This is a genomic window from Bacillus sp. FSL M8-0063 (assembly GCF_038005545.1).
Classification (GTDB): Bacteria; Bacillota; Bacilli; order Bacillales; family Bacillaceae_G; genus Bacillus_A; species Bacillus_A wiedmannii.
In genome coordinates this window covers 3,137,384-3,154,968 of record NZ_JBBOTJ010000001.1, presented here as the reverse complement: position 1 = coordinate 3,154,968, position 17,585 = coordinate 3,137,384, and the positions used below count along the sequence as shown (strand labels likewise).

The following is a 17,585-nucleotide window of genomic DNA, read 5'->3' as shown; positions in this document are numbered from 1 at the left end:
GCATTTGCTAGCTTTTTTCTTTTTGACATCGATAAATGGCTAACGTTTTCGGGTCGCGCCATATACCGTTATGAAGTGACAATTCATTTTCTACTTCTTTTTTTAGCCATTCCTTCATTTCGGCGTGAAGATATGTATTATCAGGTATATTTAGCGATGGAAACATGCTAGAAATATAGTTTACAATCGGAGTAGCATGATGAAAAACGAGAGCATTATGAATAACTGCTTCTTCAACAGTTGGAAAAACAGATTGTAATATTTCTTTACCATTTTCTAAACAAAATGGAGTGACTGAAGATGTTGTTTTCGGTAAATCAAATGCGTCTAACATGCGGTTACACATTTCAACTATACGAGGTAATGTAACGTCAGAATTTGTTGTAGCTAAAAGTGAGCCTCCGGGACGAATTACTTTATGGAATCCTTGAACTGTTTTTTCGACATCTTTCATGTGATATAACATATGTCTTGCGATGACCCAGTCATAGCGATTAGCTTCAAAAGGAAGTTTACCAGCATCACCTAGTCTCCATTCAATTATGCTATTCTTTATTGCGGCTTCAGAAAGCATCGTTTTCGATTGATCAAAACCGGTTAGTTGGCCTTTATGACCGTTAGTTTGTAAAAGGGAAAGAAAATTTCCATTAGCACACCCAACCTCTAATATTTTTTCTTCTCCTTGAAGTTGTAAATGTTCCATGACGAGTTCATCTAAATTTACTTGTTTTTCTTCGTAATGTTTATGCGTATCGATACGTGTCTGTAAATGGTTGCTTACGTTATATTGGCGTTTTACATCATTCATTTTTTCGCATTCCACCTTCGTGCAAAATTGCTGAATCGCGTGTGTTAATACGTCGGTTTTCCTTAAAACTTCGTAATGGAGTGCAGCTTCAAACCTTTCAAGTAATTTTTCTTCAATTCGAAAATGAATATCTTTTCGTTTTGCCAATGAAATCTCGCCCCTTTGCATCTGTTAGTGAGACTATAGCAAGCCTGAAAAATTCGTGTAAATAATTTGTGTACACAAATGGAGGGGATGAAAAAATTGTTCGAATGTGAGTTTAAACTATTGACGATTTAACCGTTTTCATATATTCTTAAATTAAGAAATATTCAAATAATTAAAAGAAATGAGAGAGTCACATGCTTCTTCAAGGAACACATCGAATTGGTCGTATGGCCATGTTGTTGGCACTTGCGGATGAGAATGAAAGCCCTGTATTATCTATTCCAAAAGGTTGGAAGTATTGTACGGGGAAAGTGGGTTCGATGAATTCGCAAAAAGTTGTAGCAGCAATGGAAACAGCGGCTAAGAGCACCCAAGTTATTGAAACAGATGTTTACAGAGAAACACATGCACTTTATCATGCAATTATGGAAGCTTTGTACGGAGTGACGAGAGGTCAAATTCAGTTAGCAGACGTTCTTCGTACAGTAGGACTTCGCTTTGCGATTGTGCGCGGTAGACCATACGACGGAAAAAAAGAAGGCGAATGGGTTGCTGTTGCATTATATGGAACGATTGGTGCACCTGTAAAAGGATCTGAGCATGAGGCGATTGGTTTAGGAATTAATCACATATGATTTGCCCATAGTCTATTAGTTAGAAGGGGGCCTTACTTTTTTAGGACAGAAGTCTGTCTTAAAAAGATAAGGTCCCCTTTTGCCTTTTTAAGGAGGAAAAAGAATGATTACGTTAACAGGACACACATTGACAATTGAAGAAATGAAGAGGTTGTTACTTGAAGGGGAAGGTGTAACAGCTTGTCCAAATAGTATGCAAAAGGTGGCGGAGTGCCGCGAAGTTGTTGAGAAAATTGTAGAGGACGGAAAAGTCGTTTACGGTATTACAACTGGATTTGGAAAGTTCAGTGATGTGCTTATTCAAAAAGATGATGTAAAGGCACTTCAACACAATTTAATTCAGTCACATGCATGCGGTATAGGTGATCCATTCCCTGAAGAAGTATCACGCGGTATGTTAATTTTAAGAGCGAACACGATGCTTAAAGGAGTATCTGGTGTTAGACCGCTTGTTGTAAATATGCTTCTTGAGTTTGTAAATCGTAAAATTCATCCAGTCGTTCCGCAACAAGGGTCACTTGGTGCGAGTGGCGATTTAGCACCTTTATCTCATCTTGCGCTTGTATTATTAGGCGAAGGTGAAGTGTTCTATAAGGGGAAACGAGTTCATGCGATGGTTGCTCTTACAGAAGAAGGTCTTGAACCGATTGAACTTGAAGCGAAAGAAGGGCTGGCATTAATCAATGGTACGCAGGCGATGACAGCGCAAGGAGTTCTTTCTTATATAGAAGCAGAAGCAATGGCGTATCAAGCTGAATTCATTGCTTCGATGACAATTGAAGGATTACAAGGCATTATTGATGCATTTGATGAAAATGTTCATAAAGCACGTGGTTATAAAGAGCAAGTGGAAGTAGCGAGCAGAATTCGTGACATCCTTCATGATAGTAAATTAACAACAAAACAAGGAGAACTACGTGTACAGGATGCATATTCACTTCGTTGTATCCCGCAAGTACACGGTGCTTCTTGGCAAGTTTTAAATTATGTGAAAGAAAAATTAGAAATTGAAATGAATGCAGCAACGGACAATCCACTAATCTTTGATGGTGGGGAAAAAGTAATTTCGGGTGGGAATTTCCATGGTCAACCGATTGCGTTTGCGATGGACTTCTTAAAGGTAGGAATGGCGGAACTTGCAAATATTTCAGAGCGTCGTATTGAGCGTTTAGTAAATCCGCAATTAAATGATTTACCTCCATTTTTAAGTCCAGAACCAGGACTTCAGTCTGGTGCAATGATTATGCAATACGCTGCAGCGTCACTTGTTTCTGAAAATAAAACGTTAGCACATCCAGCGAGTGTTGATTCAATCCCGTCGTCAGCTAACCAAGAGGATCACGTAAGTATGGGAACAATCGCTTCACGCCATGCACATCAAATTATTCAAAATGTAAGACGTGTTCTTTCAATTGAGATGATTTGCGCGATGCAAGCAGCAGAATATCGCGGTATTGAAAACATGAGTACAGTGACGAAGAGCTTCTACCATCAAGGTCGTCAACAAGTACCTTCTATTACAAATGATCGCATATTCTCAACGGATATTGAAAATATTACGCACTGGTTAAAAACGAATTATTCGATAAAAGAAAGATTAGATGTAAACGCAACACTATAAAATGAGAAAAGGGAGAGATTGAAATGGAAAAAGTTAAACAAACAATTCGCGCGCCAAGAGGTACAGAGCTACAAACGAAAGGGTGGGTTCAAGAAGCTGCACTTCGTATGTTAATGAACAATTTAGATCCTGAAGTTGCTGAAAAACCAGAAGAATTAGTTGTATATGGCGGAATTGGCCGTGCAGCTCGTAACTGGGAAAGCTACCATGCGATTGTAGATTCATTAAAAACGTTAGAAAGCGATGAAACATTACTTGTTCAATCAGGAAAACCAGTTGCAATCTTTAAATCGCATGAAGATGCACCTCGCGTTCTTTTAGCGAACTCAAACTTAGTACCGAAGTGGGCGAACTGGGATCATTTCCGTGAACTAGAGAAAAAAGGTCTTATGATGTACGGACAAATGACAGCAGGTAGCTGGATTTACATTGGAACACAAGGTATTTTACAAGGAACATATGAAACGTTTGGCGAAGCGGCACGTCAACATTTCGATGGTTCATTAAAAGGTACATTAACACTTACTGCTGGCTTAGGTGGTATGGGTGGTGCACAACCTCTTGCTGTAACGATGAACGGCGGTGTTGTCATTGCTATTGATGTTGATAAGCGCAGCATCGATCGTCGTATTGAAAAGAGATATTGTGATATGTATACAGAATCATTAGAAGAAGCATTAACGGTTGCGAACGAGTATAAAGAGAAGAAAGAACCAATTTCAATTGGTTTATTAGGAAATGCGGCAGAGATTTTACCAGAACTAGTGAAGCGCAATATTACGCCAGATTTAGTTACGGATCAAACATCTGCTCATGATCCATTAAACGGTTATATTCCAGTAGGTTACACATTAGAAGAAGCAGCGAAACTTCGTGAAGAAGATCCAGAACGTTACGTACAATTATCAAAAGAAAGTATGACAAAACATGTAGAAGCAATGCTTGCTATGCAAGAAAAAGGCGCAATTACATTTGATTACGGAAATAACATTCGCCAAGTTGCTTTCGATGAAGGTTTGAAAAATGCATTCGATTTCCCAGGATTCGTTCCAGCATTTATCCGTCCATTATTCTGCGAAGGTAAAGGACCATTCCGCTGGGTAGCACTTTCTGGTGATCCAGAAGATATTTATAAAACAGACGAAGTAATATTACGTGAGTTTGCGGATAATGAGCATTTATGTAACTGGATTCGTATGGCTCGTCAGCAAGTTGAGTTCCAAGGTCTTCCATCTCGTATTTGTTGGTTAGGTTACGGTGAGCGCGCGAAATTTGGTCGCATTATTAATGAAATGGTGGCAAATGGTGAATTATCAGCACCAATCGTTATCGGTCGTGATCATTTAGATTGCGGATCAGTAGCATCTCCAAACCGTGAAACAGAAGCGATGAAAGACGGTAGTGATGCAGTAGCCGATTGGCCAATTTTAAATGCATTAATTAACAGTGTAAACGGTGCGAGCTGGGTGTCTGTTCACCACGGCGGTGGCGTTGGTATGGGTTATTCACTTCATGCTGGAATGGTTATCGTTGCAGATGGAACAGAAGCAGCAGCAAAACGTATTGAGCGCGTATTAACTTCTGATCCTGGTATGGGTGTTGTTCGTCACGTTGATGCAGGATATGACTTAGCTGTGGAAACTGCGAAAGAAAAAGGCGTTAACATTCCGATGATGAAATAAGGAGGAGAAAACATGCTGGACACTTTACTAATAAATATCGGTCAATTACTAACAATGGATCAAGAAGATGGCTTGTTAAGACGGGAAGCGATGAACACGCTTCCTGTTATCGAAAACGGTGCGGTTGGAATTGAAAATGGCGTAATTACTTTCGTTGGAACAGCGGAAGAAGCGAAAGGATTACAAGCGAAAGAAGTTATTGATTGCGGAGGGAAAATGGTTTCTCCTGGTCTTGTTGATCCGCATACTCACCTTGTATTTGGTGGATCTCGTGAAAATGAAATCGCACTAAAATTACAAGGAGTTCCGTACTTAGAAATTTTAGAACAAGGCGGAGGTATTCTTTCAACTGTAAATGCAACGAAACAGGCATCGAGAGAAGAACTTGTTCAAAAAGCGAAATTCCATTTAGACCGTATGTTATCTTTCGGAGTTACAACTGTAGAAGCGAAGAGTGGTTATGGATTAGATGATGAGACGGAATGGAAACAATTAGAGGCAACTGCACAATTACAAAAAGAGCATCCAATCGATTTAGTTTCCACATTTTTAGGTGCTCATGCAGTTCCGAAAGAGTATAAAGGTAGATCGAAAGAATTTTTACAATGGATGTTAGACCTACTACCAGAAATGAAAGAGAAGCAATTAGCTGAATTCGTTGATATTTTCTGCGAAACAGGTGTGTTCTCTGTCGAAGAATCAAAAGAGTTTTTATTAAAAGCGAAAGAGCTTGGCTTTGATGTGAAAATTCATGCAGATGAAATTGACCCTCTTGGTGGTGCAGAAGCAGCGGCTGAAATTGGTGCAGCATCAGCGGACCATTTAGTGGGCGCTTCTGATAAAGGAATTGAAATGCTTGCAAACTCTAATACAGTAGCTACTTTATTACCAGGAACAACTTTCTATTTAAATAAAGAAAGCTTTGCTCGTGGACGTAAAATGATCGATGAAGGTGTTGCAGTTGCTTTGGCTACAGACTTTAACCCAGGTAGTTGTCCAACTGAGAACATTCAGCTTATTATGAGCATTGCAATGCTCAAGCTGAAAATGACACCAGAAGAAGTTTGGAATGCCGTAACAGTTAATTCTTCTTACGCAATTAATCGAGGTGATGTAGCTGGAAAGATTAGAGTTGGTCGCAAGGCAGATTTAGTTTTATGGGATGCTTACAATTATGCTTACGTACCGTATCATTACGGCGTGAGTCATGTAAATACAGTATGGAAGAATGGTAATATCGCATATACAAGAGGTGAACAATCGTGGAGCACGGCCACTATTTAAAGAAAAATGCAAAGTTTATCGATCGTGAAGTGACGAAATGGAGTGAGATGATTAAAGATTGGGAGGAAGGCTTGGAAATATTCGGTGCTGCCTTAATTGGAGCACCCCTTTCTAAACCATCTATTAGTCATTCAGGAGCAAGTTTTGCGCCAAAAACAATTCGTGCAATGTTAGATGCATATAGCACGTACGCAATTACAGAAGAACATGATATGAAAGAAAGTGTCTTATATGATTGCGGCGATATTACGATGCATGTGACTGATATAAAAGAAAGTCATAAGCGCATTGCGAAAACAGTTGGTCATGTAACGAAAGTAAATCCGAACATGATACCAATCGTTCTTGGTGGTGACCATTCGATTAGTTTTCCAAGTATAACAGGGTTTGCAAATAGTAAAGGGAAGGTCGGTGTTATTCAATTTGATGCCCATCATGATTTACGTAATTTAGATGATGGTGGCCCATCAAATGGTACACCGTTCCGTAGTTTGCTAGAAAATGATGTCATTAAAGGAAAACAACTCGTTCAAATCGGAATTCGTAATTTTTCAAATGCACGAGCGTACCATGAATATGCAAAAAAACATGGCGTGACAGTGTATACAATGAAAGATGTACGAGAGCGACAAATCAAAGATATCATCACAGAAAGTATTGAAGTATTAAGAAAGCAAGGCGTGACTTCTATTTACATTTCTCTTGATATGGATGTACTAGATCAAGCATTTGCACCAGGTTGTCCAGCAATTGGTCCTGGCGGTATGGATAGTACGACTTTACTTGATGCGATTGAATTTCTTGGTAAAGAACCGCTTGTTCAAGGGATGGATATAGTAGAAATTGATCCAACCCTTGATTTCAGAGATATGACGAGTCGAGTAGCTGCGCAAGTGATTATGAGTTTTCTTTTAGCGAGAGAGACAGTCCGTAAGCAGGTTAGTATATAGGCGTGAAATTAATAGGGAATGTTTAACGATTCAGTATGAAAAACACATTACTACTTATATGTAGTAATGTGTTTTTATGTAAAAAGAGAAGGTGAAATTAGAATGTATATATGTGTGGAAAAAGGTAATAAGATTGTGGGTTGTTAGTGATATTTTACGAATTTATTTTCTTAGTTCGAAAGGATTGACATTAAAAATAATTTTATGATAAAATAAAAATTTTGCTAAAAAATTGATTGTGTGTTAAGATTGAGAAGGTTACCATATATGGAGGTGGATTATTTGTTTCAAATTGGCGATAACATTGTTTATCCAATGCAGGGAGCAGGTATAATTAAAGCCATAGAAGAGAAGGAAATCACAGGAGAAAAACAACAATATTATGTTATAAAAATGTCGGGTAGTAATATGGAAGTAATGATTCCGGCAGGGAGAATATTGAGCTCAAATATACGACCAGTCACGGATATAACGGCAATAGCACACATATTGGATATTTTTCAACATGGAGAATCTGATAGATTACTTACGTGGAAACAAAGGTATAAATTGAACACTGATAAAATAAAGACGGGTAAAATACAAGAAGGTGCTGAAGTTGTACGTGATTTATTACGTATGCAGAAAGAAAAAGCACTTAATGCAAGCGAAAAGAAAATGTTAGATAACGCACACGAATTTTTGATTAGTGAACTGGGATTAATTGAAGGTATCACGGAAAGTCAAATAAAAAGCTTTTGTTAAGATTCATTACAAATAATGTATTAGATCCCAAAAAAGGTTTTGAATTTTTTGGGAACATAATTATAGAGAATTAATCATTTCAAAGACATTCAATTCTTTCAAACCACTTTTAGAGCATTAACCTCTTTTGTTATTACTACAATCAAATCCATTTTTATTTTTTAAATTCTTTACGAATATTCGAAGTTTAATTAAACACTTCGATAGAATAGTTACTTGATTTTTGCAATCCTGATTCACACTGGCACGGACGAGGAGCCGTAAGGATGAAAGAGAGGTAGGGCTTTCATTGTTTTAGGTTTATAAGTTATTATTTTTAGAAGAATACTGAACCACTCTCACTTCTACTGCTAAGGAATTTTTTATATGTGAAGAGATAATAATTGTTTATATTCTTTATATTAAAGAGATAAATGAATTGTTAGCCATATACGGTCAACTAAAAAGGAGTGTCATATAGTCGAATTATCGACTATATGACAGCTCCTTTTTTCATGGGGATTAGGAACGGATAAATAGAAAAAATACTTTCAACTATGTAGGAGTCTTTTATTCGTTCCTAAAATTTTTGTTTGTATAATAAAAAACAAATGAATGATTGAAACCTCGTAACTGTAAGTTTGAATATAGTACAGTGGAAATCGTTTTTTTTAGTAAATAGTTTGAAAAACAATTACCAATATATTCTATAGTAATAAAACTAGAAGAAAAGAAAACATCCACTTAACAAGTATTTTTCTCATCCACTTACTGAATATAAAAATAGACAGTAAGAGTCTTGAATACCAGAACCCTTAAAGTTAAAAAACAGTTAGTTTTATTATGCGAATATTTCTACATAAGAGCGTATAAATTGACGTTACTATCTAAAAGTAAGTATGATGCGATTATAGTAAGAATTTTTTAGGGGGAAGAAAAATGACAAGTTCAAATAATAAAGCAGCAAGTATTTATGAAGGAACAAATATAAACGCTTGGGGATCTTTTGAAAATATTGAAGAAACGAAGTTATTTGACCCGATTCAAATTGGATCTTGGTCTCTTCGTAATCGCATAGCAATGGCACCGATGACGAGATGTTTCGCGAATCATGAAACGGGAGTCGTTGGTACTGATGTAGTCGAGTACTATAGAAAGCGTGCAGCTGATGAAGTTGGATTAATTATTACAGAGGGAATCGTCATTAGCCCAAGAGCAAAAGGGAATCCGGGAGTGCCAGGAATTTATACGCAAGAACAAATCGATTCGTGGAAGCCTGTTACAGAGGCAGTACATAAAGAAGGCGGAACGATTATTGCTCAAATATGGCATGTTGGACGTATGAGTCATCACGAAATAATTGGTGGGCAAATGCCACAAGCACCGTCTGCTATCGCTGCAGAGGGAAATGTTCCACGTTTTCGTAAACCGTTTGATACGCCAGAAGCAATGACGTTAGAAGAAATACAAGAAGTGATCGGTCAATACGCACAAGCCGCGAAAAACGCGATCGAAGCTGGATTTGATGGAGTAGAAATACACGGTGCACACGGATATTTAATCGATCAATTTACTTATGAGTTTGCGAATAAGCGTACTGATAAATACGGCGGAGACTTAAAGGAAAGGTTAACGTTTATGAAAGAAGTAACGGAGGCTGTAATAGAAGCTGTTGGAGCTAATAAAACACTTCTTCGCTTCTCTGCTTTCAAAGGTGATAATCCTACTTATATGTGGGAAAACCCTGAGCTTGCAATTGAAACGTTTGTAACTATGTTCAAAGAAGTTGGATTAACGATGATTCACCCTTCAACGATGAATTATACGGCAGTTATTGCTGACGGAAAAAACTTTCATCAATTAGTAAGAAAATATTGGGATGGTACGATCGTAGGAGTAGGGAATTTAAATCCGAAAGAGGCTGAAGAAGCGTTGCAAGAAGGAACAATTGATGTAGTGGCATTCGGAAGACCTTTAATAGCTAATCCAGATTTTGTTCATCGAATTAAAAATGCTGAAAGTTTAGTTGAATATGATGCGAAAGAGCATCTTGCTACTTTAATTTGAATAAAGATAAAAGGAGAACACATTAGGTGTTCTCCTTTTATTATGGATTTTCATAGGAGGAAGCGGGATGAGTGAAACGCTACTCGTTATTATTAGTGTATTGCTCTTATTGATGTTACTATTAATTATTTTTTTTATTATTACATTTTTTATTAAAAAACGGACGCATCATTCTATATTAAAGTTACATCCATACTTAGGAAGGATGCGTTATTTACTTGAAAAGATAGGGCCGGAATTTAGGCAATATTGGTTTGATCATGATACGGATGGAAAGCCCTTTTCACGTTATGATTTTCAAAGTGTAATGTTTCTAGCAAAATACCGTTCAGAAATACTCGGTTTTGGATCAAAACGAGATTTTGATGCATCTGGATATTATATCGCTAATACATTATTTCCGAAATTAACAGATGAATTAAGTGTGAATGTAACGAAAGAACGTGAAGGGAAAAAGTATGTGATTCATAAAGAAGGGTTATTTTCACGAAGAGAAAAATTGACAGCGGATACAACGAATCTTTGGTTATACGAAGAAGACGATGCAATTATCGTCGGTGACAACCGCAAATATCCGTGGAAACTGTATGGCATGTTTGGCGCATCAGCAACTTCTTACGGTGCGATTGGCGAAAATTATATTTTAGCGAGCGGGTTTGGTGCGAAGATGGCTGGCGGATCGTGGATTAATACTGGCGAAGGTGGCGTTATTCCAGAACATTTACATACAGGTGCAAATATCGTTGCGCAAATTGGTCCAGGATTATTTGGATATCGTGACGAGGATGGTAATTTTTCAATGGAGAAATTTATGGAGAAAGCAAAAGAAAGCAATATTAAAGCATTCGAATTGAAATTTGGGCAAGGTGCGAAAATACGTGGTGGTCATCTAGAGGGACAAAAAGTAAATGAGAAAATTGCTTCTGTTCGGAATGTGCGAGAAGGAGAAACGATTAATTCACCGAATCGATTTCCATTTTTAAAGAATGCAGTAGATACACTTTATTTTATTCAACGTTTGCAAGAAAACGGCGGTAAACCAGTTGGGATGAAGATTGTAATTGGACAGCAAGAGCCGTTGGAAGATTTATTCAAATCGATGAAAGAGTTAAACATCTATCCAGATTTCATTACAGTTGATGGTTCAGAAGGTGGATCAGGTGCAACGTATAAATCGATGGCAGATAGTATGGGGATGCCGCTTATTCCAGCGTTACTGACATGTATTGATACAGCGAATCATTATGATGTTCGGGACAAATTCAAAGTTTTTGCCTCGGGGAAATTAATTACACCAGATAAAGTGGCAATTGCTTTAGCTATTGGCGCAGATGCTGTAAATTCAGCCCGCGGTTTTATGATGGCAAGTGGCTGCATAATGGCGCTTCAATGTAATTCTGGGCAATGTCCGTCTGGTGTGGCGACGACGAATCCTCATTATCAAAAAGCGTTAGATCCGTATGAGAAGAAGTGGCGGGTCATGAACTATATAATAAGTATGAGATATAGTTTGTTTTCACTTGCGGCAGCAGCGGGAGTAAAGAGTCCGCGTCATTTAACGAGAGAGCATATTGTGTTTAAAGATGAGATGGGAAGAGTAGTTCCTCTTTCGGAATTGTTTCCTATAGTAAATCAAACCTAAAAGTATATTTAATATGTAAGATTTTTCAGAGGAATAATCATATCGTTTGGAAAAATTAGGAGTATAATAGGGGAGTATTTTTAAAAATGACTATTTTTAGGGAGAGATTCACTTGCAGCAAGGTTCATACAGTATTACAATTTTTTTACTCGTCATAGGGCTCGTTATATTTAGGCGCATGCGTTCTATGAATCGCCCAATTAAAAATAAAGGAAGACGACTACTATTGCCATTATTCTTTTTATTACCAGGTTTTTCTTTATATGCTACACCGATACAACTTGCTGTTTGGCAAATTGGTATAGCTGCTGGAATTGGACTGTTATTATCAATCCCACTTATTATTTTAAGTGAATATGAAATCAGAGAAGATGGTCATATTTATGCAAAAAAAAGTATCGCTTTTATTGCTACATTTTTAGTTATCGTTCTTTTACGTGCTTATTTTAGAAGACATTTGCAAGGTTTAGATCCAAAGTCAATCGGCATTCTTTTTTACACTCTTGCAGTTTGTTATATAGTACCTTGGCGCATTGGTTGCTATATGAAATTTCGTAAAGTATATGTAGAGAAAGAGAAAATTGTAATGCCAATAAGTTAAAAGTCATACATTCGTATGGCTTTTTTCTTTTAAAATTTGTCTGATAAGTGAATGAGAATAAGGTGTGAAAAAAACGGTATTTTATTTTTTGAATATTATTACTTTAATTTATTTTGAAAGCCGGGTAATCCACTAGGATAAAGGCGTTTATAAAGGTTTTCACATGTAGTGAAAAGGGTTTGTTCACTTGAAAGAACAAAAAATGTTTGTTAAGGTAGGGAACCATAAGCGAAAACAAGAAAATAGAAAAAGTCATTTTTCGAAATTTTGAATGGCTTATGTAACTAAGGGAGAGATTTGGTGAAGATTGAGATTATGGTTTCGCTTGCTATTTATATGGCAGGTATGTTGTATATCGGTTATTGGTCTTATAAGAAGACGTCCGATTTATCAGATTATATGTTAGGCGGAAGGGGACTCGGTCCAGCAGTTACAGCTTTATCAGCTGGTGCTTCTGACATGAGTGGCTGGATGCTAATGGGATTACCTGGTGCGATGTATGCAACAGGATTATCAAGTGTATGGATTGCGATAGGTTTATTAATAGGTGCTTATGCAAACTATTTAATTCTTGCCCCGCGTTTGCGAACGTATACAGAAGTGGCAAATGATTCAATTACGATTCCGGATTTTTTAGAAAATCGGTTTAAAGATCGTACGAAAATACTTCGTTTTGTCTCCGCTATCGTCATTTTAATATTTTTCACATTTTATGCGTCGGCTGGTTTAGTTTCAGGTGGACGTTTGTTTGAAAATTCTTTCAACCTTGATTATAAAATTGGTTTATTTGTAACTGTCGGTGTCGTTGTTGCTTATACACTATTCGGTGGATTTTTAGCAGTAAGTTGGACCGACTTTGTGCAAGGTTGTATTATGTTTATTGCTCTTGTATTAGTGCCAATTGTAGCTTTTACAGATGTCGGTGGTGTAACAGAAACATTCAATACGATTAACCAAGTTGATGCATCGCATTTAGATATGTTTAAAGGTACTACAATTCTTGGTATTATTTCATTTTTAGCATGGGGTCTTGGGTATTTTGGTCAACCGCATATTATTGTTCGCTTTATGGCAATTACCTCTGTTAAAGATTTAAAAACTTCTCGTAGAATCGGTATCGGTTGGATGACGATTTCAATTATAGGTGCAATGCTTACTGGTCTAATTGGTATTGCTTATTATGCTAAAAATAATGCGACGTTACAAGACCCAGAAATGGTCTTTGTAACATTCTCAAACATTTTATTCCATCCGTACATTACTGGGTTTTTATTATCAGCTATTTTGGCTTCGATTATGAGTAGTATTTCCTCGCAATTACTCGTTATTTCAAGTGCTGTAACGGAAGATTTCTATAAAACATTCTTCCGTCGTAACGCAAGTGACAAAGAACTTGTATTTATCGGTAGACTGTCAGTGTTAGTAGTAGCTATGATTGCAGTTGTTTTAGCGTATCATCCAAGTGATACAATTTTAACACTTGTCGGTTATGCTTGGGCAGGCTTTGGTTCAGCATTCGGACCCGCTATTTTATTAAGTTTATATTGGAAGAGAACGAACAAATGGGGCGTTCTTGCCGGTATGATTGTAGGTGCAGCAGTTGTTATTACTTGGGTGCAAATTCCAAGTTTAAAAGCGACTATGTATGAAATGGTACCTGGATTCTTCTGTAGTTTATTAGCTGTAATTGTTGTAAGTTTATTAACGAAAGAACCAGTGAAAGCAATTCATCGTGAATTTAATGAGATGGAAGCAGTGCTGGAAGAAGAAACGAAATAATTAGCGAATAGAGTAAACGATAACTGACGTTTACTCTATTTTCATTTCAAATGAAAATAAGGAATTATTGACAATAAAAAATAAGTAACTTATAATAAATCTCGAATTCAAGATAATTTACATTTTAAGTAATGATTTCTTAATGATGTTAGATGGAAAAAATTTTTTGGGTAATTATCTCGAATTCGAGATAATTTTAAAAAGATAGAGAATGATATGTAATTTCGTGTATTTTATCTCGAATTCAAGATAAAATCATAACGATGGATTTTACTTTGCAGTATGGACAAAATGAATAATGAATTTTAATGTATAAAAGTTTTTAAAATGAAATAAAAAGGGGCGGAGAAAATGGAAAAGAAAACAATGGGAATTCATCACATTACAGCAATCGTAGGACACCCACAAGAAAATGTAGACTTTTATGCTGGTATATTAGGGTTACGTTTAGTGAAACAAACAGTGAATTTTGATGATCCAGGCACGTACCATCTTTATTTTGGTAATGAAGGAGGAAAGCCTGGAACAATCATTACGTTTTTCCCATGGGCAGGTGCTCGTCAAGGTATTATTGGGGACGGTCAAGTTGGCATTACGTCTTATGTCGTACCAAAAGGTGCAATGGAGTTTTGGGAAAATAGATTAGAAAAATTCGATATTTCGTATACAAAAATGACTCGATTTGGAGAGCAGTATTTAGAATTTGATGATCTACATGGTTTGCATATAGAATTAGTAGAAAGAGAAGAAGGCGTATTAAATAATTGGACTTTTGGAGAAGTTACGCCAGAAGTAGCAATTAAAGGATTTGGCGGTGCTGTTCTTTTATCTGCACAACCTCAAAAAACAGCTGAATTGTTAGAGCATGTTATGGGTCTTGAGAAAATGGGAGAAGAAGGTGAATTCGTTCGATTCCGTTCTTCTGCTGATATTGGGAATATTATCGACTTGAGGCTATCGACAATCGGGCGTGGCCAAATGGGTATTGGTACAGTCCATCATATTGCTTGGAGAGCGGGTGATGATGATGATCAACTAGACTGGAAAGAGCATGTGTCTCGTTTTGGATATCACGTAACTCCTGTACAAGATCGAAATTATTTTAACGCAATTTATTTTAGAGAACACGGCGAAATTTTATTTGAAATTGCAACAGACCCTCCTGGTTTCGCTCATGACGAATCGTTAGAGACGATGGGTGAGGAATTAAAGTTACCGGAGCAATATGAACCACATAGAAAACAAATTGAACAAACACTTTTACCATTTGAAGTGAGAAATTTAGACGAAAAGTGATTGAAAGGGGAAGAGGATTATGATGAAACATGTGTTTCAAAAAGGAAAAGATACGTCAAAACCAGTGTTGTTATTACTTCATGGTACAGGTGGTAATGAATTAGATTTATTACCACTTGCAGAAATAATTGATCCGGAAGCATCTGTATTAAGTGTTAGAGGAAATGTATTAGAAAATGGCATGCCACGTTTCTTCCGTAGATTGGCAGAAGGTATTTTTGATGAAGAGGACTTGATTTTCCGTACGAAGGAATTAAACGAGTTTTTAGATGAAGCTGCAAAAACATATGAATTTGATAGAAATAACATTGTAGCTATCGGTTATTCAAATGGAGCAAACATTGCTGCAAGCTTATTATTCCATTACGTTAATGCATTAAAAGGCGCTGTGCTCCATCACCCAATGGTGCCTAGAAGAGGAACACAATTGCCTAATTTAGCAGGGAAATCCGTATTTATTGCTGCTGGGACAAATGACCCAATTTGTTCATCAGCAGAGTCTGAGGAATTGAAGGTAATATTAGAAAATGCAAACGCTACTGTAACAATGCATTGGGAAAATAGAGGACATCAATTAACAATGGGCGAAGTAGAAAAAGCAAAAGAATGGTATGACAAAGCATTTTAAAAAAGAAGCATCTGCTAACAACTAGCAGATGCTTCTTTTATTATTTACGACTGGATTGCAAGGTGAGATGAAGAAAGCGGTAGTTGAATATCAACAATTGTACCTTTATTTAATTCGCTTGAAATGTGTAATTTACCATGATGTTCTTCAATTATTTTGTAACACATCATTAATCCTAGTCCAGTTCCCTTTTCTTTTAAACTATAAAATGGTTCGCCTAAACGAGAGATACGATCTTCTGGGATACCACAACCTTCATCGATAATACGTATTAAGATGAAGGTATCCTCAAATGGCTTTGTTTGGATGTAAATATTTCCGCCATTTGGCATTGCTTCTATCGCATTTTTTAATATATTTATAAAAACTTGTTTTAACTGGTTACCATCACATTGAATATCATGTTTGTAATCAAAATGATCCATAATGATGTGAACACTATGCATAATAGCAGTTGGTAAAATAAATGTAACTACCTCTTCAATTAAAGTTTGTATGTTACAAGTTTGGATAGATAATACTTGTGGTTTAGACATCGCCATAAATTGACTTGTGATAGATTCCATTTGTGAAATTTCACTTAACATAACATCGATATACCATTTCTGCTCTTCATTTATTTCAGGGAGTAGCAATGTTAGAAAACCTTTTAGAGAAGTGAGTGGATTTCGAATTTCATGGGCGATTCCAGCTGTCAGTTGTCCGACTACTGCGAGCTTTTCTGATTTTCGTAATAACTTTTCCGTTTCTTTTAGCTCGGTAACGTCTCTTCCCATGACGATAAGACCTTTTCGCGAGCCGTCAGGATGATAAAGTGGAACTTTCGATATACTTAAGATTAGGTCGAAATCATCTCTATGTATAATAAATTCCTCACCATGAAGAATTTGTCTTTGTTGCCATGCTAGTTCGTCGACTTCTTCACAATGTAAAAAAGCTTCTCGGTACGCTTCATTATATTGAATGAGTTCACTATCTTTTTTTCCGTGGTAAGGTACATGATGGAAATTAAAGCAAGAAAGTGCGTAGTCATTTGCCTCAAGCCAGCGCCCCTCATGATCCTTAAATATAACAAACGCAGGCATGGAGTTCACTAATGTACGTAACCTCTTCTCACTTTCTTTTAGCATATTCTCAATTCTTTCTGATTTCTCAAGAGGTTTCATAATGGCATATACGCCAGTTAGACGATTTTGGACAAAAATAGGAACTAGTTTTGTCACGACGTCTAATAAGAATCCATTTTTATGATAAATAGATAAAATATACTCTTGTTGATTATCTGCTCCAGTATTCTTTATATTTTGTAATACTTGCTCAGAAATATGAGCTTCTAAAATAGAGGTAATATTTTTCTGTTCTAATTCTAAAGAATTGTAACCTAATATTTTTTCGGCAGAAGGATTTATATGTAGAATAACTCCCTCTAAATTTAATGAAATAATACTATCAGGATTGTGTTTGAACAGAGATGCGTACATTTCTGTTAATGAACGATCTTGTATATGGTTTCGCAAACGTCTAGAAATGTTCGGATGACGTTTTCTTTGAGTTGATGAATATTTTTTACGACTCATAATAGTTCCTCCGTACAAATAGCATCTAAAAAGATTTGTCTATCCATAACTATAATATAGATGTAATGTGTATTTCTATAAAAAATGGAAGTTATATAATAAATTTTGTTTTCTTTATTTTGGAAAAGTGAGTGTAAGGTCGTAA

The 17,585-nt window shown here is 36.5% G+C and carries 14 protein-coding genes; 12 read left to right on the top strand and 2 right to left on the bottom strand.

The genetic code is table 11. The features are described from left to right. Window positions 1-7: 7 nt before the first annotated feature. On the bottom strand, window positions 8-955 hold the full coding sequence (locus tag MKX31_RS15855) for a class I SAM-dependent methyltransferase (protein ID WP_340981200.1): 948 nt from the start codon (window positions 953-955) through the stop codon (window positions 8-10). A 194-nt stretch (window positions 956-1,149) separates the two neighbouring features. On the opposite strand from MKX31_RS15855, the gene hutP reads away from it, so the two are divergent. The 12 genes from hutP to MKX31_RS15795 all read left to right on the top strand — a co-directional run bounded on the left by hutP (window position 1,150) and on the right by MKX31_RS15795 (window position 15,863). Then, entirely contained in the window at window positions 1,150-1,590 is a 441-nt protein-coding gene (hutP, locus tag MKX31_RS15850) for a hut operon transcriptional regulator HutP (protein WP_000926520.1), read from the top strand. Window positions 1,591-1,693: 103 nt separating this feature from the next. After that, window positions 1,694-3,211, top strand: a complete 1,518-nt coding sequence (hutH, locus tag MKX31_RS15845) for a histidine ammonia-lyase (RefSeq protein WP_149173518.1) — start codon at window positions 1,694-1,696, stop codon at window positions 3,209-3,211. Between the two features lie 23 nt (window positions 3,212-3,234). Then, window positions 3,235-4,893 carry a urocanate hydratase gene (hutU, locus tag MKX31_RS15840; RefSeq protein WP_000416701.1) on the top strand — a complete coding sequence of 553 codons (1,659 nt, stop codon included), beginning with the start codon at window positions 3,235-3,237 and terminating at the stop codon, window positions 4,891-4,893. Between the two features lie 12 nt (window positions 4,894-4,905). Next, the gene (gene hutI / locus MKX31_RS15835; protein ID WP_000887534.1) at window positions 4,906-6,177 is read left to right on the top strand and encodes an imidazolonepropionase; all 1,272 of its coding nucleotides are present in this window, start codon (window positions 4,906-4,908) and stop codon (window positions 6,175-6,177) included. Then, complete coding sequence (gene hutG / locus MKX31_RS15830; RefSeq protein WP_064477008.1) at window positions 6,156-7,127, top strand: formimidoylglutamase; 972 nt, start codon at window positions 6,156-6,158, stop codon at window positions 7,125-7,127. The genes hutI and hutG overlap by 22 nt, the downstream gene beginning before the upstream one ends. Before the next feature lie 282 nt (window positions 7,128-7,409). Then, a complete protein-coding gene (locus MKX31_RS15825; protein ID WP_170771247.1) occupies window positions 7,410-7,871 on the top strand; it encodes a CarD family transcriptional regulator in 462 nt (153 codons plus the stop codon). A 918-nt stretch (window positions 7,872-8,789) separates the two neighbouring features. After that, window positions 8,790-9,917 carry an alkene reductase gene (locus MKX31_RS15820; RefSeq protein ID WP_088047022.1) on the top strand — a complete coding sequence of 376 codons (1,128 nt, stop codon included), beginning with the start codon at window positions 8,790-8,792 and terminating at the stop codon, window positions 9,915-9,917. 67 nt (window positions 9,918-9,984) lie between these two features. Beyond that, window positions 9,985-11,559: an FMN-binding glutamate synthase family protein gene (locus tag MKX31_RS15815; protein WP_149173516.1), complete on the top strand. Its 1,575-nt coding sequence runs from the start codon at window positions 9,985-9,987 to the stop codon at window positions 11,557-11,559. Window positions 11,560-11,671: 112 nt separating this feature from the next. Beyond that, window positions 11,672-12,160, top strand: coding sequence for a cytochrome c biogenesis protein CcdC (locus MKX31_RS15810; protein WP_340981193.1), 489 nt, complete (start codon window positions 11,672-11,674; stop codon window positions 12,158-12,160). A 300-nt stretch (window positions 12,161-12,460) separates the two neighbouring features. Then, complete coding sequence (putP, locus tag MKX31_RS15805; RefSeq protein ID WP_222660146.1) at window positions 12,461-13,939, top strand: sodium/proline symporter PutP; 1,479 nt, start codon at window positions 12,461-12,463, stop codon at window positions 13,937-13,939. Window positions 13,940-14,290: 351 nt separating this feature from the next. Beyond that, on the top strand, window positions 14,291-15,235 hold the full coding sequence (locus MKX31_RS15800) for a ring-cleaving dioxygenase (protein ID WP_149173514.1): 945 nt from the start codon (window positions 14,291-14,293) through the stop codon (window positions 15,233-15,235). 19 nt (window positions 15,236-15,254) lie between these two features. After that, window positions 15,255-15,863: an alpha/beta hydrolase gene (locus MKX31_RS15795; protein ID WP_064477002.1), complete on the top strand. Its 609-nt coding sequence runs from the start codon at window positions 15,255-15,257 to the stop codon at window positions 15,861-15,863. 44 nt (window positions 15,864-15,907) lie between these two features. Here the strand turns inward: MKX31_RS15795 and MKX31_RS15790 are convergent, their stop codons facing one another. Beyond that, window positions 15,908-17,440 (bottom strand): BA3702 family sensor histidine kinase, encoded by a 1,533-nt coding sequence (locus MKX31_RS15790; RefSeq protein WP_064477001.1) that lies wholly within the window; start codon window positions 17,438-17,440, stop codon window positions 15,908-15,910. Between the last annotated feature and the right edge of the window lie 145 nt (window positions 17,441-17,585).